This window comes from Pseudomonas sp. Irchel s3h9 (genome assembly GCF_900187475.1).
Classification (GTDB): Bacteria; Pseudomonadota; Gammaproteobacteria; order Pseudomonadales; family Pseudomonadaceae; genus Aquipseudomonas; species Aquipseudomonas neuropathica.
The window spans coordinates 399,470-421,020 of the sequence record NZ_FYDH01000004.1 but is presented as its reverse complement, the minus strand read 5'-3'; the positions used below and the strand labels follow the sequence as shown (position 1 = coordinate 421,020).

At 58.7% G+C, this 21,551-nt stretch carries 14 protein-coding genes; 7 read left to right on the top strand and 7 right to left on the bottom strand.

Features of this window, described 5'->3' with window-relative positions; genetic code table 11:
• The first annotated feature begins 78 nt into the window (after positions 1-78).
• The 3 genes from der to CKW26_RS09245 all read left to right on the top strand — a co-directional run bounded on the left by der (position 79) and on the right by CKW26_RS09245 (position 3,710).
• A complete protein-coding gene (der, locus tag CKW26_RS09255) occupies positions 79-1,548 on the top strand; it encodes a ribosome biogenesis GTPase Der (protein ID WP_095048349.1) in 1,470 nt (489 codons plus the stop codon).
• Positions 1,549-1,782: 234 nt separating this feature from the next.
• On the top strand, positions 1,783-2,931 hold the full coding sequence (locus CKW26_RS09250) for a pyridoxal phosphate-dependent aminotransferase (protein ID WP_095048348.1): 1,149 nt from the start codon (positions 1,783-1,785) through the stop codon (positions 2,929-2,931).
• Complete coding sequence (locus tag CKW26_RS09245; RefSeq protein ID WP_095048347.1) at positions 2,919-3,710, top strand: amidohydrolase; 792 nt, start codon at positions 2,919-2,921, stop codon at positions 3,708-3,710. The genes CKW26_RS09250 and CKW26_RS09245 overlap by 13 nt, the downstream gene beginning before the upstream one ends.
• Positions 3,711-3,807: 97 nt before the next feature.
• On the opposite strand, the gene leuA is transcribed toward CKW26_RS09245, so the two are convergent.
• The 4 genes from leuA to CKW26_RS09220 all read right to left on the bottom strand — a co-directional run bounded on the left by leuA (position 3,808) and on the right by CKW26_RS09220 (position 9,185).
• Positions 3,808-5,487, bottom strand: a complete 1,680-nt coding sequence (leuA, locus tag CKW26_RS09240) for a 2-isopropylmalate synthase (RefSeq protein WP_007916856.1) — start codon at positions 5,485-5,487, stop codon at positions 3,808-3,810.
• Positions 5,488-5,950: 463 nt separating this feature from the next.
• Positions 5,951-6,772 (bottom strand): M23 family metallopeptidase, encoded by an 822-nt coding sequence (locus tag CKW26_RS09230; protein ID WP_095048346.1) that lies wholly within the window; start codon positions 6,770-6,772, stop codon positions 5,951-5,953.
• 3 nt (positions 6,773-6,775) lie between these two features.
• Positions 6,776-8,155, bottom strand: a complete 1,380-nt coding sequence (xseA, locus tag CKW26_RS09225; protein ID WP_016984362.1) for an exodeoxyribonuclease VII large subunit — start codon at positions 8,153-8,155, stop codon at positions 6,776-6,778.
• A gap of 85 nt (positions 8,156-8,240) precedes the next feature.
• Entirely contained in the window at positions 8,241-9,185 is a 945-nt protein-coding gene (locus CKW26_RS09220) for a LysR family transcriptional regulator (protein WP_095048345.1), read from the bottom strand.
• A 100-nt stretch (positions 9,186-9,285) separates the two neighbouring features.
• Between CKW26_RS09220 and CKW26_RS09215 the strand changes: the two genes are divergently transcribed.
• The 4 genes from CKW26_RS09215 to guaA all read left to right on the top strand — a co-directional run bounded on the left by CKW26_RS09215 (position 9,286) and on the right by guaA (position 14,001).
• Entirely contained in the window at positions 9,286-10,053 is a 768-nt protein-coding gene (locus CKW26_RS09215) for a sulfite exporter TauE/SafE family protein (protein WP_095048344.1), read from the top strand.
• Between the two features lie 136 nt (positions 10,054-10,189).
• On the top strand, positions 10,190-10,738 hold the full coding sequence (locus CKW26_RS09210; RefSeq protein ID WP_095048343.1) for a sugar ABC transporter ATPase: 549 nt from the start codon (positions 10,190-10,192) through the stop codon (positions 10,736-10,738).
• A gap of 116 nt (positions 10,739-10,854) precedes the next feature.
• Positions 10,855-12,324 (top strand): IMP dehydrogenase, encoded by a 1,470-nt coding sequence (guaB, locus tag CKW26_RS09205; protein WP_034156270.1) that lies wholly within the window; start codon positions 10,855-10,857, stop codon positions 12,322-12,324.
• Between the two features lie 99 nt (positions 12,325-12,423).
• Positions 12,424-14,001, top strand: coding sequence for a glutamine-hydrolyzing GMP synthase (guaA, locus tag CKW26_RS09200; RefSeq protein WP_095048342.1), 1,578 nt, complete (start codon positions 12,424-12,426; stop codon positions 13,999-14,001).
• Positions 14,002-14,077: 76 nt separating this feature from the next.
• On the opposite strand, the gene CKW26_RS09195 is transcribed toward guaA, so the two are convergent.
• From CKW26_RS09195 to treR, 3 genes are all read right to left on the bottom strand, one after another.
• Positions 14,078-17,218: a membrane-targeted effector domain-containing toxin gene (locus tag CKW26_RS09195; RefSeq protein ID WP_095048341.1), complete on the bottom strand. Its 3,141-nt coding sequence runs from the start codon at positions 17,216-17,218 to the stop codon at positions 14,078-14,080.
• A gap of 254 nt (positions 17,219-17,472) precedes the next feature.
• Positions 17,473-20,559 carry a membrane-targeted effector domain-containing toxin gene (locus CKW26_RS09190; protein ID WP_095048340.1) on the bottom strand — a complete coding sequence of 1,029 codons (3,087 nt, stop codon included), beginning with the start codon at positions 20,557-20,559 and terminating at the stop codon, positions 17,473-17,475.
• A gap of 101 nt (positions 20,560-20,660) precedes the next feature.
• A complete protein-coding gene (gene treR, locus CKW26_RS09185; RefSeq protein WP_095048339.1) occupies positions 20,661-21,365 on the bottom strand; it encodes a trehalose operon repressor in 705 nt (234 codons plus the stop codon).
• Positions 21,366-21,551: the final 186 nt, after the last annotated feature.

Here is a 21,551-nt window from a genome sequence, read left to right as displayed (position 1 = left end):
AACAGGCGTTGCCCCGAGCACCAGCCGCTGCCTCGCAGCGGCTTTTGTATTTTCTGAAATAACGAAGTGGAGAGCCGCATGGTTCCCGTAATCGCCCTGGTGGGCCGACCGAACGTCGGCAAGTCCACCTTGTTCAACCGCCTGACCAGGACTCGCGACGCCATCGTCGGCGACTTGTCCGGTCTGACCCGTGATCGCCAGTACGGTGAGGCCAAGTGGCAAGGGCGTTCCTACATTCTGGTCGACACCGGTGGTATCTCCGGTGACGAGCACGGTATGGACGAAAAAATGGCCGAGCAGTCGCTGCTGGCCATTGAAGAAGCAGATGTAGTGTTGTTCCTGGTAGATGCCAAGGCCGGTTTCACCGCCGCCGACCAGATGATCGCCGAACACCTGCGCAAACGTAACAAGCGTTCCTACGTGGTCGCCAACAAGGTCGACAACATCGACCCGGAAATGGCCCGCGCTGAATTCGCCCCTCTGGGCATGGGCCACGCGATCCCGATCGCCGGTGCTCACGGTCGCGGCATCACCCAGATGCTGGAAATCGCCCTGGGTGATTTCCCGAGAGACGAAGAAGAGCCAGAAGAAGGCGAGGAAGAGATCGTTGCCGAAGGCGAGGAAGCCAAGCGCATTCCTGGCCCGAGCGAAAAAGACGGGATCAAGATCGCCATCATCGGCCGCCCGAACGTAGGCAAGTCGACGCTGGTCAACCGCATGCTCGGTGAAGACCGGGTTATCGTCTATGACCAGCCGGGCACCACCCGCGACAGTATCTACATCCCGTTTGAACGGAATGAAGAGAAGTACACGCTGATCGACACCGCCGGTGTGCGCAAGCGCGGCAAGATCCACGAAGAAGTCGAAAAATTCTCCGTGGTGAAAACCCTGCAGGCGATCAAAGACGCCAACGTGGTGATCTTCGTGATGGACGCCCGCGAAGGCGTGGTCGATCACGACCTCAACCTGCTGGGCTTCGCCATCGAATCCGGTCGTGCACTGGTGATCGCGATCAACAAGTGGGACGGCATGACGCCGAGCGAGCGCGACTTCGTCAAGGTCGAGCTGCAACGTCGCCTGTTCTTCGTTGACTACGCCGACATCCACTTCATCTCGGCCCTGCACGGCACTGGCGTGGGTAACCTCTACGCGTCCGTACAGAACTCGTTCAAGTCGGCGGTCACCCGCTGGCCGACCAACCGTCTGACCCAGATTCTGGAAGACGCGGTGGGCGAGCACGCGCCACCGATGGTCAACAACCGCCGGATCAAGCTGCGCTACGCCCACTTGGGTGGTGCGAACCCGCCGATCATCGTGATCCATGGTAACCAGATTGAGAAAGTGCCGAAGTCGTACGTGCGCTATCTGGAGAACACTTACCGCCGTGTGCTGAAGCTGGTCGGTACGCCGATCCGCATCGAGTTCAAGGGCGGCGAGAACCCGTACGAAGGCAACAAGAACACGCTGACCGACCGCCAGGTCAACAAGAAGCGTCGCTTGATGTCGCACAACAAGAAAGCCAGCAAGAAGCGCCGCGACAAGAAGTAAGGTGCGGCTCGTTGATCGTTCCCATGCTCCGCGTGGGAATGTATCCCGTGACGCTCTGCGTCACATAAGCGGTGGACGCAGAGCGTCCAAGGCTGCATTCCCACGCAGAGCGTAGGAACGATCAACATGAGAGAAGGGTGCCATCCGGCGCCCTTTTTTTATGGGCGCCGGATGGGCTATCCTCGGGCTCTCCCGCGCCGTCGTCAGAGCCGGGTGTTGAGCAGGGAACCCCCGATGATCACCAGTAAGCTGCCGAATGTCGGCATCACTATTTTCACGCAGATGTCTCAGCTCGCGGCCCAGACCGGAGCGATCAACCTGTCCCAGGGTTTTCCTGACTTCGACGGCCCGCAGTCCCTGCGTGATGCGGTCGGTCGGCACATCGCCAGTGGCCACAACCAGTATTCACCGATGACTGGCCTGCCGGCGCTGCGCGAGCAGATTGCGGCGAAAATCGCTCGCAGCTATGGCGTGCAAGTCAATGCCGACAGTGAAGTGACGGTCACGCCGGGCGCGACCCAGGCAATCTTCTGTGCGATTCAGGCGGTTATCCACAGCGGCGACGAAGTCATCGTGTTCGATCCGTGCTACGACAGCTACGAACCGGCGACGGAGTTGGCGGGCGGTCGTTGCGTACATGTACAACTGAATCCGAACGACTTCTCCATCGATTTCGATCAACTCGCTACTGCCCTGAGTCCGCGCACGAAAATGATCGTCATCAACACCCCGCACAACCCGAGCGGCGCGCTGATCAGTCGTGCCGAACTCGATCAACTGGCAGAGTTGATCCGTGGTCGCGACATCTACCTGATCAGCGATGAAGTCTACGAACACCTGGTGTTCGACGGCGTGCCGCACGTCAGCGTGCTGGCCCATGAAGAGCTGTATCAGCGCGCATTCGTGGTCAGCTCGTTCGGCAAGACCTATCACGTCACCGGCTGGAAAACCGGTTACGTCGTCGCGCCGCCAGCGCTGACCACCGAACTGCGCAAGGTCCACCAGTACGTCAGTTTCTGCGGCGTCACGCCGTTGCAATATGCGCTGGCCGATTACATGGCCGAGCACCCGGAACACGTCGAAGAGTTGCCGGGTTTCTATCAGGCTAAGCGCGATCTGTTCTGCGATCTGCTGGCGCCGTCGCGCTTCACCTTCACCCGAGTCACTGGCACCTACTTCCAGTTGGTCGATTACTCGCAGATCCGTCCTGACCTGAATGACGTCGAGATGGCCATGTGGATGACCCGCGAACACGGCGTGGCGAGTATTCCGGTGTCGGTGTTCTACCAGAACCCACCGCAAGGCCAGCGCCTGGTGCGCCTGTGTTTTGCCAAACGCGAGGAGACGTTGCGTGAAGCGGCGGCAAAACTATGCGTGATCTGAGTGCGTTACCTGATCTGAACCTGGCGCTGATCCAGACCAGCCTGGCCTGGCATGACCGCCAGGCCAACCTTGAACATTTCGAGGTGTTGCTGGAGCAGGCGTGGGGGGCGGATCTGATCATCCTGCCGGAAATGTTCACCACTGGATTCTCCATGGAATCCGAAACCCTTGCCGAAGCCGAGAATGGCCCGACCAGCAAATGGCTGCGGGTTCAGGCGGCAAAGCTCGATGCAGTCATTACCGGCAGCGTGATCATTCAGGCCGCCGACGGCAGCCATCGCAATCGCCTTCTATGGGCGCGACCGGACGGTGAAGTGTTGCATTACGACAAGCGTCACCTGTTCCGCATGGCCGGCGAGCACAATCACTACACCCCCGGCGAACGTCAGGTGCAGTTCGAACTCAAGGGCTGGCGCATCCGTCCGCTGATCTGCTACGACCTGCGCTTCCCGGTGTGGAGCCGCGATGCGCACGACACTGATCTGTTGCTGTACACCGCCAACTGGCCGGGCGCGCGGCGTCTGCACTGGAATCGCCTGTTGCCGGCGCGAGCCATCGAAAACCTTTGCTATGTGGCGGCGGTGAATCGCGTCGGCACGGACGGTAAGGGCTTCGCCTACACCGGTGACAGTCAGGTGCTGGATTTCCAGGGGGAAACCTTGCTGGCGGCGGGGGAGGCGGACGGGGTGTTCAAGGTGGTTTTGGAGGCGACGTCACTGGCGGCGTATCGCGAGCGCTTTCCGGCGAATCTGGATGCCGACACCTTCGAGTTCACCTGAGGTAACTGATCGTTCCCACGCAGAGCGTGGGAACGATCGCAAGCAAAAAAAGGCCCCGGAGTTTGCACGCCGGGGCCTTTTGCATTTCAGCGATCGATTACGCCGCTTTCGCCTCAGGCTGGCTCAGTGAGCGGTTCAGCGCGCTGAACAGGGCCTTGAAGCTGGCCGTGGTGATGTTTTCATCGATGCCCACGCCGTGCACTGCACGTTCGCCGTTCACACGCAGCTCGATGTACGCCGCTGCTTTGGCGTTGGTGCCTGCGCCGATCGCGTGTTCGTTGTAGTCCATGATCTCCACCGGAATCGGCAGGCCAGCGACGAGTGCTTCCAGTGCACCGTTGCCCTTGCCGCGCCAGTGCAGGTTGGTTTCGCCCTGACCTTTGCTTGCCACTTCCACTTCGACGGCGCTGTTGCCGTTTTCTTCCTGCAGGCGATGGCTGACCAGCGCATACGGGGTGTTGGCTTGCAGGTATTCGCTGATCAACAACGAGTGAATCTGTTTGGCGGTCATCTCCAGGCCCAGACGATCGGTTTCACGCTGCACAACCTGGCTGAATTCGATCTGCATGCGACGTGGCAGGCTGATGCCGTACTCCTGCTCCAGCAAGTAGGCGATGCCGCCCTTGCCCGACTGGCTGTTGACGCGAATCACCGCCTCGTAGCTGCGGCCGATGTCGGCCGGGTCGATCGGCAAGTACGGCACTTCCCACAGTGCATCCGGTTTCTGCTGGGAGAAGCCTTTACGGATCGCATCCTGGTGCGAGCCGGAGAACGCAGTGTGTACCAGGTCACCAACGTACGGGTGACGCGGGTGAACCTGAATCTGGTTGCACTCTTCGACCACTTTGCGCACGCCGTCGATGTCGGAGAAGTCCAGCTGCGGGTCAAGACCCTGGGTGTACATGTTCAGAGCGACGGTGACGAGGTCAACGTTACCGGTACGCTCGCCGTTGCCGAACAGGCAGCCTTCGACGCGATCGGCGCCGGCCATCAGGCCCAGCTCGGTAGCGGCGACGCCGGTGCCACGGTCGTTGTGGGTGTGCAGGCTGATGATCACGCTGTCACGACGGTTGATGTTGCGGCCGAACCACTCGATCTGGTCGGCGTAGACGTTCGGGGTCGCGCACTCAACGGTAGCCGGCAGGTTGAGGATCATCTTGTGCTCAGGCGTCGGGTTCCACACCTCGATCACCGCGTCACAGACTTCCTTGGCGAATTCCAGCTCGGTAGCGCTGAAGGTTTCCGGCGAGTATTCGAAGGTCCACTCGGTGTCCGGCTGCATCGCCGCGTATTTGACGAACAGCTTGGCCGCGTTCACGGCGATGGCCTTGATACCGTCCTTGTCCTGGTTGAAGACGATGCGACGGAAAGAAGGCGAGGTGGCGTTGTACAAGTGAACGATGGCTTTTTTCGCACCGCGCAGGGATTCGAAAGTACGCTCGATCAAATCTTCACGGCCCTGGGTCAGCACCTGAATGGTGGTGTCGTCCGGGATGTGGCCTTCTTCGATCAGGGTACGCACGAAGTCGAAGTCGGTTTGCGAAGCGGCCGGGAACGAGGCTTCGATTTCCTTTACACCGACCTGCACCAGGGTTTTCCAGAAGCGCAGCTTTTTCACCGCGTCCATCGGTTCGATCAGCGACTGGTTGCCGTCACGCAGGTCGGAACTGCACCAGATCGGCGCGGTGTCGATGGTTTTCGACGGCCAGGTGCGATCCGGCAAGTTGATGACGGGAAACGCGCGGTATTTCGAAGACGGATCTTTGAGCATGCTCATCGGGAAATTCCTTATTGTCTGGGCCGAAAAGAGGCGGCCTGCCGGTGTTACGAATGTTCTTGGAAAAGCGTGGGACGAGGTGCCGCGATTCAGCCTGGCAGTCGTGCGCTGACAAGGCACAGGCTGCGGTGCTGGCGAAGCTGAATGAGGGTGTGAGAGGTTTTCATGCCTTCAACCCTAACCGCGGGGGGAGAGGTTGGCAAGCAGTCGGAAAAAATTGAGAGGAATACTCGGAAAGCGAGGCTATGCAGGATTTTATTGCGCTTAAGGCGGTGGATCTTATTGATGTTTGCGTGCGGTTAGATTGGGGCGCAATTGAGTTTTTGAAGATTCATTGAGTGTGGCGGTGTTTTATAGGCCGCCTTCGCGAGCAGGCTCGCTCCCACAGGGGATCTTTGTTGTGAATAAGATCCAGTGTGGGAGCGAGCCTGCTCGCGAAGAGGCCGGTCGCCTCAACACATATTTAAGGTTGAAAGGCGCCAATGAAAATCGCCGGATCCACCCGCGCATCATTCAGGCTGACATTCCAGTGCATGTGCGGCCCGGTTGCCCGGCCCGTCGAGCCGACTTTGCCAACCACCGCGCCCCGCGCCAGTTGATCACCGACTTTCACATCAATCTTCGACATATGGCAGAACATGCTGATAAAGCCCTGCCCATGGTCGACAAACACGGTGTTGCCGTTGAAGAAGTAATTGCCGGTGAGGATCACCTTGCCCGCCGCCGGGGTCTTGATCGGCGTGCCCGCCGGCACCGCGAAGTCGAGGCCTGCGTGGGGATTGCGTTCTTCACCATTAAAGAAACGGCGCACACCAAACTTGCTCGACAACGGGCCGTTCACCGGTTTGTCCAACAGCAGATTGCTCGGCGTGTTCGGGCTGAAGCTGCGATACGCCTTGATCTGCTCGGCCAGTTCACCCTCGATGCGTTTGAGGTTCGACTGATCCGGGTTTACTTGCTGTTTGTTCTTCAGGGTGATGCGCTGTTCCGGGTATTTCTTGTTGCCCACGGTGAATGGCAGATTGCGCCCGCCGCTGCTGATCTGCTGCGCGCCCGGCTTCACCGTCAACGGCACGCCGACAATCGCCAGCCAGTTGTTCTGCTCTTTCACCACCAGCACCGGTTTGCCCTGATACGTGGCTTTCGGTGCCTGCGCGGCGGTGCCCAGATCAACCACCGCCACACCGCCCGGCACCGGTTTGTTCAGTAGCCGGGTGATGTAACTGTCGGCGTGGGCATTGAAGGTCAGGCAGAGCAAAAACAGTGGAGCGAGAAAGCGCGGCATGGATCAGTCCAGTAAAGAGAGAGTGACAGGCGTCAGGTGATTGTCCTCGACGCGCACTTGCAGTTCGCCTTCGCCGAGTTTGGCTTTGAGGCGCTGGCCGGTGTGGGTCTGTGCAGCGTTGCGAATCGCATGGCCACGCTCATCGAGCAAAATGCTGTAACCGCGACCGAGCGTCGCCAATGGGCTGACCACGTGCAGCGTCTGCATCTGACTGTGCAATTGCAGGCGCCGGTTTTTTAGACCTTCGCGCATGGCGCGAGGCAAGCGTTCGGCGAGGCTGTCGAGTCGCTGGCGCAACATCGCCAATTGCCGCCCCGGATGCTGGCCGGCGAGGCGTGTTTCCAGGCGGATCAGGCGCTCGCGACGGGTATTGAGATGGCGCTCGAACGCCCGACGCATGCGCATGTCCAGATCATCCAGGCGCTGAGCCTGTTGGCGCAGACGTTCGCCGGGATGGCGCAAGCGACGGGCCATGCCTTCCAAGCGCAGACGATCACGCATCAAACGGTCGCGCATGCGCATCACCAAGCGCCGATGCAGGCTTTCGACCTGACGGATCAGATGACTGGAATCGGGCGCGAGTAATTCGGCAGCCGCAGACGGCGTCGGTGCGCGCACGTCGGCAACAAAGTCGCTGATCGACACATCGGTTTCATGGCCGACGGCGCTGACAATCGGCGTCACGCAGGCATCAACGGCACGGGCTACAGCTTCTTCGTTGAAGCACCAGAGGTCCTCCAGCGAGCCGCCGCCACGGGCGAGGATCAGTGCGTCGAAACCACGGGCATCGGCCATTTTCAGCGCGCGGACGATTTGCGCGGTGGCTTCCCGGCCTTGTACGGCAGTCGGAATCAGCGTCAGTTGCACCTGCGGCGCACGGCGGCGGAATACGCTGATGATGTCGCGAATCACCGCGCCGGTTGGCGAGCTGATGATGCCGATGCGCTGCGGATGCGCGGGCAACGGCACTTTGCGTTCGGCACTGAACAGACCTTCGGCGCTGAGCTTTTCCTTCAGCGCATCGAAGGCCAGACGCAGTGCACCGTCACCGGCAGGTTCGACAGTGTCGAGAATCAACTGATAGTCGCCACGGCCTTCGAACAGCGAAACCTTGCCACGCACCTTCACCGCCAGGCCGTCCTTCAACGCCTGACGCACTCGCGCAGCGTTCTGCCGGAACAGCGCGCAACGCACCTGCGCGCCGCTGTCCTTGAGGGTGAAATAGATGTGGCCGGACGCCGGGCGCGCGAGGTTGGAGATTTCGCCTTCGACCCAGATGTTGCTGAACACGTCTTCGAGCAACACCCGCGCGCGGCCGTTGAGCTGGCTGACGGTCAGGACCTCACGGTCCAGGCCAAGTCTTGCAAAGGGATCTTTAATCATGGGGCGCAGTTTAAAGGCATTTGCCGTCGAATCACCATGACACCGCACAAAACCCTGTGGGAGCGAGCCTGCTCGCGAAAGCTTCTTATCCTTCGACATCTTCAGTGGCTGACAGTCCGCTTTCGCGAGCAGGCTCGCTCCCACGAGGGGGATTGGTGAGGGTCTGGAGGAAGTGTTGGATCAGCGGGGTCGGATTCTGCCGGTAGGCGAGGGCGACGGTGCTTTGGCAATCGGGATCGGTCAGCGGCAGAAATCGTACGCCGCTTGGGGCGATGTCCTGCATCGATTCCGGCAGCAGGGCGATGCCGAATCCGGCCTGAATCAGCTGGAGCTGGGTGGTCTTGCGCGACATGACCCGCGCCGCTCGCGGAAAGAAGCCCTGACGCATGCACAATTCAGCACACAGATAACTCAGACCGCCGCGTTGCGGATGCGGGATCGAGATGAATGCCTCGTCCTTCAGTTGGGCCAGGTCGACACGCTCAGCCTCGGCCAATCGATGATTCATCGGCACTGCCAACAGCAACCGTTCAGTAAACAGCGGCACAATCTGAATACCTTCGCGCTGGCGCAACACTGGCAGGCGCAGCAGGCCGACATCGAGGCGTCCTTCGACGAGTTCTTCCAGTTGCGCTTCCGAAGAGAGTTTGCCGATATCCAGTGAAACGCCAGGCTGTTGCTGCAGATAAGCGCCGAGATCACTGAGCAGCCGGCCACTGATAGACACAGTGCTGGAGTGACTGAGGCGCAAGGTGCCGAACTGGCCATTGCCGACTTCGGTGGCCATGGCGCTAGCCTTGCTCAGCTCATTGAGCAAATTTTTTGCTCGCGGCAAAAACGCTTCGCCCGCTGCTGTGAGGCGAGGCTGGCGCGCGGTGCGCTCGAAAAGCGGGGTTTGCAGGCGCGTTTCCATGTCCTTGATTTGCCGGCTCAGCGCCGATTGCGCAACGAACAAACGTTCAGCCGCAGCACTGAAACTGCCACATTCGGCAATTTCGACGAAGTAACGCAATTGACGGGTTGAAAGCACCAGTTATGCCTTTTTGAGATGGGTGATCGACTTTGAAGATATTAGTCGCAACCCTCGGCGCTGGCTAAAGTCATCTCAGGCTTATTAAGGAAGCGGATCGATGAGTGTGGCGGGGTTGTTGAGTGAATGGGCGTGGGGCGCTGGCGGCTGGGCTGTGATTGGGTTGGGCATCGCATCGGCTTACATCGTGTTCGGCATTGCCGGATTTGGCACCGCACTGGTGGCGGGGCCGATTCTGCTTCTGTTCATGCCGTTGTCGAAGATTGTGCCTCTGTTGGTGCTACTGGATTTCGTTGCAGCGTTCGGCAACCTGCTGCCGTCGCGGCGGGATGTGGCCAAGCCGGAGTTGTTGCGGCTACTGCCGTGCATGGCGCTGGGCTGCACGCTGGGAGTGATTTTCCTGCTTAATCTGAAATCCGATCTGTTGCTGTTGTTGATGGGCCTGTTTATCAGCGCTTATGCGGTTTACAGCCTGTGGGTCAAAGCCCGGCCGGCGCAATTGTCGGCGGCCTGGGCAGTGCCGATGGGCACGGTGGGCGGGTTGTTCGGCGCGCTGTTTGGCAGTGGTGGCTTTCTATACGCGATTTATCTCAACAGTCGACTGCCGAAAGACGCTGCGCGGGCGACGCAAAGTGCGCTGATCAGTTGCAGCACGGTGGTGCGTTTGAGCCTGTTTGCCATCGCCGGTGTGTATGCCGAGCTACCCTTATTGATGCTGGCCTTGTGTTTGTTGCCGGCCATGGTGCTGGGGTTGTGGATCGGGCGGCGCTTGACCATGAAGTTGTCGCGCGAGGCGTTTGTGCGGCTAGTGACATGGCTGGTGCTGGCGAGCGGGCTGGCGTTGATCGGACGCTACCTCAGCACTTGACCGGATTTTGTCAGGGATTAAGCTGCCGGCCTTTAGGGCCTCTTCGCGAGCAGGCTCGCTCCCACAGGGAACTGCATTCCATTGTGGGAGCGAGCCTGCTCGCGAAGGCGTCAGAAGTCACACCGCAGGATTTCCCATGAATTCGCAAAGCATCATCGTCCCGAAAATCTCCACCCTGCCGGTCCACGAACCCCGGGCCCGGGCGATCGTGCGCTGGCTGGTGCGCAAGAACATCATCAAAGAAGAGCTGACAACCTGTGGCCGCACCGGCAACCGCATGGCTTACGCGATTGCCGATGGCGCCCGCGCCGTGGTCCTGCACCCGCAAGCGCTGCCATTTGGTGAGCCGATCAACGGGCTGGAGATCGTCACCAAACGCTGCATCTACACGCCGGCCAAGGGCTTTCTCGAAGAGGCTGGTTGTGCCGAGTGTCGTCGCGAGATCGGCGAAGCGCTGTTTGAAAGCCTCGAAGACTGGATGCCGGGGCGCACCGACAACTTCACCTGCCCTGAATGCGGTCACGAAGACGACATCAACGGCTTCCTGTACCTGCAGGAGTGCGGGTTTTCCAACCTCGGCTTCATCTTCAATAACTGGCTGGAGGCGGGCTTCAAGCAGAGCTTTATCGATGAGTTCGCCGATTGGCTCGATCAACCTGTCTCTTGGGTCAAGGTGGAGCTGTAGCGGCGGGGGTCTCCGTATATCAGCAACATTGATATTAAGCTGAGTTTTACATTGAACAGCAGGGGGTGGATGACTATAATGGCGCGCTTCCATTTTCCCGCTCGGGAGCCCCCGCGATGCTGCGTATCAGCCAAGAAGCTCTGACATTCGACGACATTCTCTTAGTGCCTGGTTATTCCGAGGTGCTTCCTAACGAAGTCAGTCTCAAGACCCGCCTTACCCGTGGCATCGAGCTGAACATTCCTCTGGTTTCTGCTGCAATGGACACCGTCACTGAAGCCCGTTTGGCAATCGCCATGGCTCAGGAAGGTGGCATCGGCATTATCCACAAGAACATGACCATCGAGCAGCAAGCTGCCGAAGTGCGTAAGGTCAAGAAGTTCGAAGCCGGCGTCGTCAAGGATCCGATCACCATCGAGGCTGATGCCACGGTACGTGACCTGTTCGAATTGACCCGCATGCACAACATTTCCGGCGTTCCGGTCCTGCACGATGGCGACCTGGTCGGCATCGTCACTTCCCGTGACGTGCGTTTCGAAACCCGTCTGGAAGCCACCGTACGTGAAGTGATGACGCCTAAAGAGCGTCTGGTCACCGTGCGTGAAGGCGCCGACAAGAACGAAGTCCGCGAGCTGCTGCACAAGCACCGTCTGGAAAAAGTTCTGATCGTCGATGACAAGTTTGCCCTCAAAGGCATGATGACCGTCAAAGACATCGAAAAAGCCAAAGCCTACCCGCTGGCCAGCAAGGACGATCAAGGTCGTCTGCGCGTTGGCGCTGCGGTCGGTACGGGTAAAGACACCGGTGACCGTGTAGCGGCTCTGGTCAACGCTGGCGTGGACGTCGTGGTAGTCGACACCGCGCACGGTCACTCCAAAGGCGTGATCGACCGCGTTCGCTGGGTTAAAGAGAATTTCCCTGAAGTGCAGGTGATCGGCGGCAACATCGCCACCGGCGCCGCAGCCAAGGCTCTGGCCGAAGCTGGCGCTGATGCGGTCAAGGTCGGTATCGGCCCAGGCTCGATCTGCACCACCCGTATCGTCGCCGGTGTCGGCGTCCCGCAAATCAGTGCCATCGCCAACGTCGCCGCTGCCCTTGAAGGCACTGGCGTACCGTTGATCGCCGACGGCGGTATCCGTTTCTCCGGTGACCTGTCCAAGGCCATCGTAGCCGGTGCTTCCTGCGTGATGATGGGCTCGATGTTCGCCGGTACTGAAGAAGCGCCGGGCGAAATCGAACTGTTCCAGGGCCGTTCGTACAAGGCGTATCGCGGCATGGGTTCGCTGGGCGCCATGTCCCAGGCTCAAGGTTCCTCCGACCGTTACTTCCAGGACTCCTCGGCAGGTGCCGAGAAACTCGTTCCGGAAGGCATCGAAGGCCGTGTGCCTTACAAAGGCACCCTGAGCGCGATCATTCACCAGTTGATGGGCGGTCTGCGTTCCTCGATGGGCTACACCGGTAGCGCCAACATCGAAGAAATGCGCACCAAGCCTGAGTTCGTGCGGATCACCGGCGCTGGCATGGCCGAATCCCACGTTCACGACGTGCAGATCACCAAAGAAGCGCCAAACTACCGCGTAGGTTGAGCCTTCAAGCAACAAGCAAAGCAACCGGGGCTGTTTGATTCAGCCCCGAGTTGTTTCTGAATCACGACTGTTTCTGAACGACTTAGACGAGACTGAATCATGGCCCTCGATATTCACGCTCACCGCATCCTGATCCTCGACTTCGGCTCGCAATACACTCAACTGATCGCCCGCCGTGTGCGCGAAATCGGTGTGTACTGCGAACTGCACCCGTTCGACATGGACGAAGATGCGATCCGCGAATTCGCTCCTAAAGGCGTCATCCTCGCCGGCGGCCCCGAGTCCGTGCACGTCGCCGACAGCCCGCGTTGCCCACAGGCAGTATTTGACCTGGGCGTACCGGTCTTCGGTATCTGCTACGGCATGCAGACCATGGCCGAGCAACTGGGTGGCAAGGTTGAAGGTTCCGAACTGCGTGAGTTCGGTTACGCCCGCGTTGACGTGGTCGGCAAGAGCCGTCTGCTCGACGGCATCGAAGACCACATCGACGCTGACGGCCTGTTCGGCCTCGACGTATGGATGAGCCACGGTGACAAGGTCACCAAAATGCCGGAAGACTTCCACATCCTCGCCAGCACCCCGAGCTGCCCGATCGCCGGTATGTTCAACGACGACCGTGGCTACTACGGCGTGCAGTTCCACCCGGAAGTAACCCACACCAAGCAGGGCGGTCGCATCCTGTCGCGTTTTGTCCTCGACATCTGCGGCTGTGAAGCCCTGTGGACGCCGTCGAAGATCGCTGAAGACGCCATTGCCAACATCCGCGCCCAAGTCGGCACCGACAACGTATTGCTGGGTCTGTCCGGCGGCGTTGACTCCTCGGTAGTTGCCGCGCTGCTGCACAAAGCCATCGGCGACCAACTGACCTGCGTCTTCGTCGACAATGGCCTGCTGCGTCTGCACGAAGGCGAGCAAGTGATGGCCATGTTCGCCGAGAACATGGGCGTCAAGGTGATCCGCGCCAACGCTGAAGAGCAGTTCCTCAACAACCTGGCCGGCGAAGCTGACCCGGAAAAGAAGCGCAAGATCATCGGTCGCACCTTCATCGACGTATTCGATGCCCAGTCGAACAAACTGGAAAACATCAAGTACCTCGCTCAGGGCACCATCTACCCGGACGTGATCGAATCGGCTGGCGCGAAAAGCGGCAAGGCCCACGTGATCAAGTCGCACCACAACGTGGGCGGCCTGCCGGAAGAGATGAACCTGAAACTGGTCGAGCCACTGCGCGAACTGTTCAAGGACGAAGTTCGTCGTCTGGGTCTGGAGCTGGGCCTGCCGTACGACATGGTCTACCGTCACCCGTTCCCTGGCCCGGGTCTGGGCGTGCGCATCCTCGGTGAAGTGAAGAAGGAATACGCCGACCTGCTGCGTCGCGCTGACCACATCTTCACCGAAGAACTGCGCAAAGCCGACTGGTACCACAAGGTCAGCCAGGCCTTCGTCGTGTTCCAGCCAGTGAAATCGGTTGGCGTTGTTGGCGACGGCCGTCGTTACGCCTGGGTTGTGGCCCTGCGTGCTGTAGAAACCATCGACTTCATGACCGCGCGTTGGGCTCACCTGCCTTACGAACTGCTGGAAACCGTATCCGGCCGCATCATCAATGAAATCGAAGGCATCTCCCGCGTCACTTACGACGTGTCGAGCAAGCCGCCGGCGACGATTGAGTGGGAATGATCTCACTACTCGTTGATTAACGAAAAACCCTTGGCCTGAAGCCAAGGGTTTTTTCGTTTCATGCCTTGAAAACGGGTTAGTTGGGTAAGCGACTTTGCAGGGTCAAGCCGATCTCTATCAGGCGCTGGGATAAAGCGCCGAGGTTACGGAACATGATGCCGCTGATCCGGGGCATCGACTGTGCCCAGATGTAAAACTGACCATTCCTGCAATTTACTATTGTTCGAACGATATTGCTGGAGCTGTCGCGACGCACGAGCATGTAGGTATTTTGCATTTTTTTGAGCATGAACATGCCGTTGCGATTGAGGAGTGTGTTCTCTGCTGCCTCAGTCCATTGCGGCATAGGTGTTTCGATCTGCAAGCGCAGATCGGCGAATAGAATATCGGATGAGTTGCGCGTCGTTGCCCCGTTATCAAACGGGCCCCGAGTGACTTTCAGTCCCGGGTCGATACTGACTCCGGGCACTTCGCTGGGCACCGCTTCTTCAATACGTAAACCGATGCCGCCCCTGAGTTCGCTTATGCCTGGCAGATTTCTGAAAGCGTTGGTGTTCGTTGCCTCGACCAGGGCAACCCATTTTCCGGGTCTGTTAAGGAGCTCGTCACCCCACATGATTTGAGAGGCGAGCCGGGCGTGGATCATCTGCTCTTCGATCGAAGTCAGCGGTATTTTCAGTTTGTAACTGTGTGCGACTTCAAGACCATGGCTGCGGATGCCATTGGCTAGGGCAGCCTTGATCAGTTCAAGCATGTTGAATCGGTCATCAGGGTCGGTACTTAGGCTGGACAAGTAGCCGCGAAGATCCTCTGACATCTCTCCCGACAGGTAAAAGTCGTTGAGGTCTGCCTGGGCAAAATCGCTCAGCAAACCACGTACATAAAGTGTGTCGATATGCCGTGCGAACGCCGGCATGTTTTCGATCATGAAACGCATGCTGGCGATGCGATCAAGGGTTTCGCCGACGACCAGTCCATCGGTATTGGCAAAGATGCGATCAATCAACTCAGCCGTCTGCATCTCGGCATCGATTGGCGGGATGACTGGCCGTGCGGGCAGGTTGGTCCAGTTCAGCTCTGAGTAATACTCTTTGGCCTCGTTTAGCAGGAACGAGCGTTTTTCGCGAAAATAGGCCGCGTACGTATCGGCAGTTGATGGGTTACCACGGTTTGCGCTGGAGAGCTCGGCGAAAGTCTCGGGCAGGTTCATTGCCCATCTTTTCATTTTCGCAATGTCCATTCCTACGATGTCGTTCAGGGGCGTAACCAGGCGCAGTGGTCGCGCAACCGGTGAAACCGGTTCAACGAGGGGAAGCTCCGCTGACGGGGTTGATGAGGCTGGGGCCGAGGATGAGGACGAGGGCAGGTCAATGCCCAGTAAACAGGCCTTGCCCACGCATTGGCCGCCTCCCCTGAGGCGCAACGCGGGTATGCGTTCCCACTTGCCGCTACTACTCAAGCGTACTGGCAACGAGTAAGCGAACTGATTGGGTCGCTCGGGATTGACGATGGCCCAGTGGCCAGTGTCTTCGGAGTCGGCAAAGTAGCGCACGTAGTAAGCCGCACCCTCCATTTCGATGGCATAGCCCGGCTCCTTGTCCAGGCGGTAAATGCCCTCATATTTGCCTGGAGCTGCCTCTGCAGAACGCTGGGCAAGTAGCTCGTTGCATCGATATTTGGCAGGAATCTTTGGAACAGACCAACCTTGGCGCGCAGCCGCCGTGGCCAACTGCCGGGTGGATGCGATGGTGGTCCCGGTGGCGATTTCGTTTGCCAGCTCAACGGTCGCCTGTGGATCAATCGTCGCGACTGGCGGTTGATCCACAGGCGGCAAGAAGGGTGCGTCAGGCGCAGTGAACTCGACCAACCCGAGCATTTCTTGCGCTTCGGCAAACTCCACCTGCGGGCCCACTTCAAGTTGCGCGCCCGTGCTGATCAGAAACGGAATGTTGAACACAATGTCGATCGCATTCAGCGCTGCTCCGGTAACACCGGCTTTGCGTTCGGTTGGCGTAGTGCCGTTGATGGCCTGATCAATGTTCAATCCCATGTTCGCGATGCTGGCGCCAATCAAAGGCAACGCCAAAGGCCAGCCCACCGCTGCCATAGGGCCGAATACTTTCAGACCGGCACTCAAATAACCGATCCAGAGTTTTTTGCGTAATTGACTGTTGGAAGTGAGTACAAGGTGCGCCTCGGCAACCATGGCCGTACGTGTCGACTCGCTCAACCAAGTGAATGCGTCACCGCTGATCGCGACGTTGCTGCGATTGATCATTTGATGATCGCTGTGACCCCAAGTGCTCACCAGGCGGTTCATCAGATCGGTGAGGTTTTCGGTCAAGTGATTGCGGTCAGCCAGCGGGAAATGCTTGAGAAAAGCCGTGCGCTTGTCCTCTGAATTCATCTGCTCCAGCATCCACCAATGCAGATCCGCTTCATTCTCCATCAAGAGGAATGTCTGGGCTTCGCCTGGCAAGTAAAGGGTCTGGCGGCCACTGTCTTCCACCAGACGCAGTGCATTGGAGGCTACGTGGCCATCGAGATCCAGCCCCCGCACTTCAGCACCGACCGGGTGTAACGCTTGCAGCATTGGCAAGGTAACGGGCCAGGTAACGGGCCCGATTACCGAGACGACGACGCGCTGAAAGTCAGTTCCGTCAAGGTCACCCTGTTGCAGCGCCTGCACCGCCAGGCTGAGAAAGTTGCACTTTGCCAGGGCTCGGAAGTTATCCGACGAGGTTTGCCAGAAAGTCGTCAGTTGGCCTATGTAGCGCGCGCTGAAGTCGACGTCCCAGAACGCCTTCAGCACATCACTGCCCAGCAACCGGACTTCATTGCTCTGATTGAAGTTTTCTGCCTCCGGGCCATCCGAGTAGAACCCGCAGTAAAGACCAAGCAGATCTGCGTTGTCTTGATCAGTCGCGCGAAAGCGATGGATCACCAACTGTGTGAGGGTGAGCGTTTCGTAAGGCTTTTCCAGCAAATGTTCCCAACCCGTGAAGGTCAGCGTGCTGCTCTGCGCCGTGTTGAAACGGTGGAAGTAAACACGGTCGGAATCGAGGCCGGACAGTCCGTTGTCCGCCAGTATTTCGTTGGCAACTTGATGGGCAGCGTCGAGCAGACTCGGGCAGGTCTGCACGATCGTCGCAGCAATGGCTTTGAGGGCAGTTTTGTCCTCAGCGTTTGGCAGGAGACGTCGTTCGGGGGAGGTCATGCGTTCATCATCCTTGAGAAACAAAGACTGAGCATGACCGATTCGCTCAAGGGCAGTGCACTACCCGGCTACCGCATATTGCTCCCCTATTGATAATAGAGTGGGGTGATGGAGGAGGGCTGTTTGTCCGGCGTCCTCCAGGCGCTAGCTGGATTCGCAAGTGCAGAGGAAGGTTGATGAAAAATGCCAGTCAGTTTTGCTGACTGGCATTTTTCGTTGTCGGGCCTTCCTTGCTCAGTTTTAACCGGAGAGCCTCAATCAGGGATCCGGCTACGCAATATCAGCCCGGTATCGGACAACCGTTGAGACATGTCCTTCAGGTTGGCGAATGCGATGTCATTCACCCGCTGCCACGCAGGTCGGTGGAGGGAGACCTTGCCGTCACTCGATCGAGTGATCGGTGTGCGTTGCAGCATGCCTTGTTTGCTGCGGTGGATCAGCGTGTAGCGCTCACCTGTTTTTTCGAACAGATACATGCCGCGCCTGTACAACAGATTCTCCAGCGTTTCTTCGGTCCAGGTCACCTCGGGTGCGGGCATTTTCAAGCGCAGATCGGCGCGAAGAAAGTCTGGATTTCCTTGTCTGACAGTGCCGCCGGGCGAGCTGCCGCGTGGTACTTCAATACCCGGATCGACATCCACGCCCAGCTCTTCACCGGCGCCGACTTCATCGATTCGCAAGCCTATTCCCCCCTTCAGTTCACTGATGCCCAGCAGTCCTCTGAAGGTATTGGTGCTGTGAGCATCGGTTACTACGATCCATTTTCCCGGGCTGTTGAGGTAGACGTCACCGGTCATGATGTCGTTGGTCAGGAAGGTGTTCATCATTTGCTCGTCGACGGACGGCAGCGGTGTTTTCATTTTGTAGCTGGCGGCGCAATCGATCGCCTGAATCCGAACCCCGTTCGCTCGCGCGACCTGGACCAGTTCCAGTGGGTTGAATCGACCGGCGGGATCGGTGCCCAGACTGTTCAAGTAAGTGTGTAAATCCGCAGTCATATTGCCGCTGGTGAAGTAGCGGTTCAGTTCCACTTGAGCGAAGTCACTGAGCAGGCCGCGCAGGTAGAGGGTTTTCACGTGTCGGGCCAGCGCCGGCATGTTTTCGATCAGAAAACCCATGCTGGCAATGCGATCGAGGGTTTCTCCGACCACCAGTCCGGAGGCACTTTCAAAAACGCCATCGACTAGATCGGTCAGTGGCATCAGCCGGTTGATCTCGGGTATCACCGGGCGCGGGGGCTGGATGACCCACGGCAGGTTCTTGAAAAAACCTCGGGCTGAACTTTGCAGAAGTTGGCGTTTGCCGGCGGCATACAACTCGAACGGATCGTCCATGGCGAAACCGCCGGCACCGTCGGGCTGCAACCGGGCATGGGTTTCGTTGAGGTTTAACGCCCAGGCTTTTATCGAACGGCGTACCGACGGTTCGATGTCAAAGGCACTGGTCACCGGGCGTGGGGGCCTCGATGTCGAGGGTTGCGGTTCTTCTGCCGGTTGCACGGGCGTTTCGGGCGAGGCAGGTTCGAAGGTGTCGAGTTCGAGATCCGGAGTGCATTGTTTGCCCATGCACTGGCCGCCACCCTTGAGACCCAAGGCTGGCATGCGCTCCCATTCTCCTTCGCCATTGAGACGGACAGGCAGCGCGTGGACAAGCTGGTTTGGGCGCTCAGGGTCGACGATCGCCCAGTCGCCGTTGCCGTGAGCGTTGGCGAAGTAGCGCACATAGTACGGCGTGTCATTCATCAGAATGGCATAGGGCGGATCCGAGTCGAGGCGGTAGACACCGTGGAACTTCCCGGACTCTTCGCCGAGTGCTGTGCCATCAAGCAGCTCGTTGCATTGGTAACGTTCGGGCACCGGAGGCGGTAGGGCGTTTTGCGCCGGAATTAGCGTCGTTTCATCGACATTTGGCAGAGTGATGTCGGCATCGTCCGGCACCATGATCGGCTCTTGGTAATCGGCTTTGGCAGAGGCATTCCAGGTTTCGCTGTACTCAGCCATCTCGGCGGCTTCTGCAGCCTCGACCTCGGCGCCAACCTCCAGCATCGGCCCGGTGCCGATCAACAATGGAAGGTTGAATAACAGATTGATACCACTCAAAACCGCACCCAGCACGCCGGCCTTGCGTTCGGCCCTTGTCTTGCCGTTTTGCGCCTGATCGATATTCAGACCCATGCTGGCAAGGGTGGCGCCAATCACCGGTAGCGCCAGTGGCCAACCGACAGTGGCCATCGGACCAAATACCTTGAGGCCCGCACTCAGATAGCCGATCCACAGTTTCTTGCGCAGATCGCCATTGGATGTCAGAGACAGGTGGGCTTCAGCAAACATCGCCTGACGTGTCGAGTCGCGCAGCCAACTGAATGCATCATCGCTCAGTTCCTGGTTTGTGCGGTTGATCAGGTGATGGTCGGCCCGGCCCCAGGTGGCCACCAACCGATTCATCAGATCGGGCATGTTCTCGCTCATGTGCTGACGATCGGCGAGGGCAAAATGCTCCAGGAAGGTCGCGCGGCGTTTGGCGTCGTTCAGTTGATCCAGAACCCACCAATGCAGGTCTGCCGGCGTTTCCTTGACCACGAACGCTGCGGTCGCACTCGGCAGATAGATAATCTGCCGACCGGCAGAATCGACGAAGCGTAGCAATTGCGTGGAGATATGCCCGTCAATGTCGAAGGCGAACACATCCCCCGTTGTCGTGTGGCTTGATTGCAACATGCTCAGGGTGACCGGCCAGCTAACCGGTCCCACCACTGAGTCCACCAGCCATTGAAAGTCACTGCGGGTGAGTTGCCCAAGGTCCAACGCCTGCACTGCACGGCTAAGGAAATTGCACTTGGCCAAGGTGCGGAAATCCTCGCCGTGGCTGTTCCAGAAGTCCGTCAGCGTGGCGCTGTAGTACCCACTGAAATCGAGGCTCCAGAACGCCTTCAAGACCTCGTTGCCGTGCAGGCACACCTGGTTTTTTTCGTCGAAATTTTCGCCCTGCGGACCTTCGCTGTAGAAGCCACCGTACAGATCGAGCAGGTCGGCGTTGTCCTGGTCGGTGGCACGAAAACGATGAATGACCAGCTGTGTCAGGGTCATCGATTCGTAGGGTTTCTCGCGGATGTGCTCCCAGCCGGTAAACGAGCGAGTGCTGCTCTGGGCCGTCTTGAATCGATGGAAATAAACCTCATCCGGGTCGAGGCTCGACAGGCCTTTTGCTTCCAGCAGATCACGGGCGGCTTCATGGGCAGCGTCCTGCAGTCCGGGGCAATTGTGCACGACGGTATAGGCGATTCGCTTCAGAGCTGCCTTGTCTGCCGCGTTAGGCAGAAGGCTTTGTTGGGTGGCGTACATGCTTTCTCCATCCTTGAGAAATGAAGGCCGAGCATGGCCGATTCGCTCAAGAGGAGTGCACTACATATATACCGCACATGATCGTTGGAAACGTGTCGGGGTCAGCGCCGTGCCACGTCGGAAAAGTAGAATTTGTCGAGGGTGTGGCGGGATTCGGTGTACTCGAACTGACGCCCGTCCTGGAGGAAGGTCTGGTTGCTGACCACGATCACATGGCTCTGGCCATCGAGGTCCAGGTGCAGTTGATCATCCTTGCTGCGCGGCACCGCTTCGATGGTGCGTTGGGCGTAGGCAATCTGTAGCTGCAGGGTCTGCTCGATATGGGCGTAGATCGATTGCTCGGCGATGTCGAGGGACAGGCCGGGAATCACTTCGCTGACGAAGTGGTTGATGTCGAGGATCACGCGTTTACCGTCGATCCGCCGCACACGTTTGATTCGGGTGATGAGGCTGCCGGGTTCGGCATGGATGTGCTCGAGCAGGGCACCTTCGAGCGGGATCTGGCTCAGCTCGACCACTTCGGTGCTGACATCTTTGCCCAGGCGCGGATAGGTTTCCTGGAAACTGACGATGCCGCCGAGCTGAAATTCGATCGGGTTGGTCGAAAGCACAAAGGTGCCCTTGCCGTGGATTTTCTGCGCAAAGCCGCGCTCCTGAAGCAGTTCAATGGCTTTGCGCACCGTGCCTCGGCTGGCCTGATAGCTGTCCATCAGTTCGGTTTCGGAAGGCAGGCGGGCGCCGCGCTCCAGGCGTTCAGTCGTGATGCTGGCCAGCAGATCGCTATAGATCTGGTTGTATTTGCTCATGGGTAGGCTCGGTGCCGACTGTGCTCAAAGCTTCGAACCTTAAGGCCAGGGTAGGGCTTTGTCCATGTGGGCGATGGAAATCACCCTAAGGCAGGGTAGGAAAATTCGCCTTCGGTCTGGCAGGAACATACATAAACAAACTCGTCTGTACGAGTTGTTGCATTAACTCGTACAGACGAGTATTTT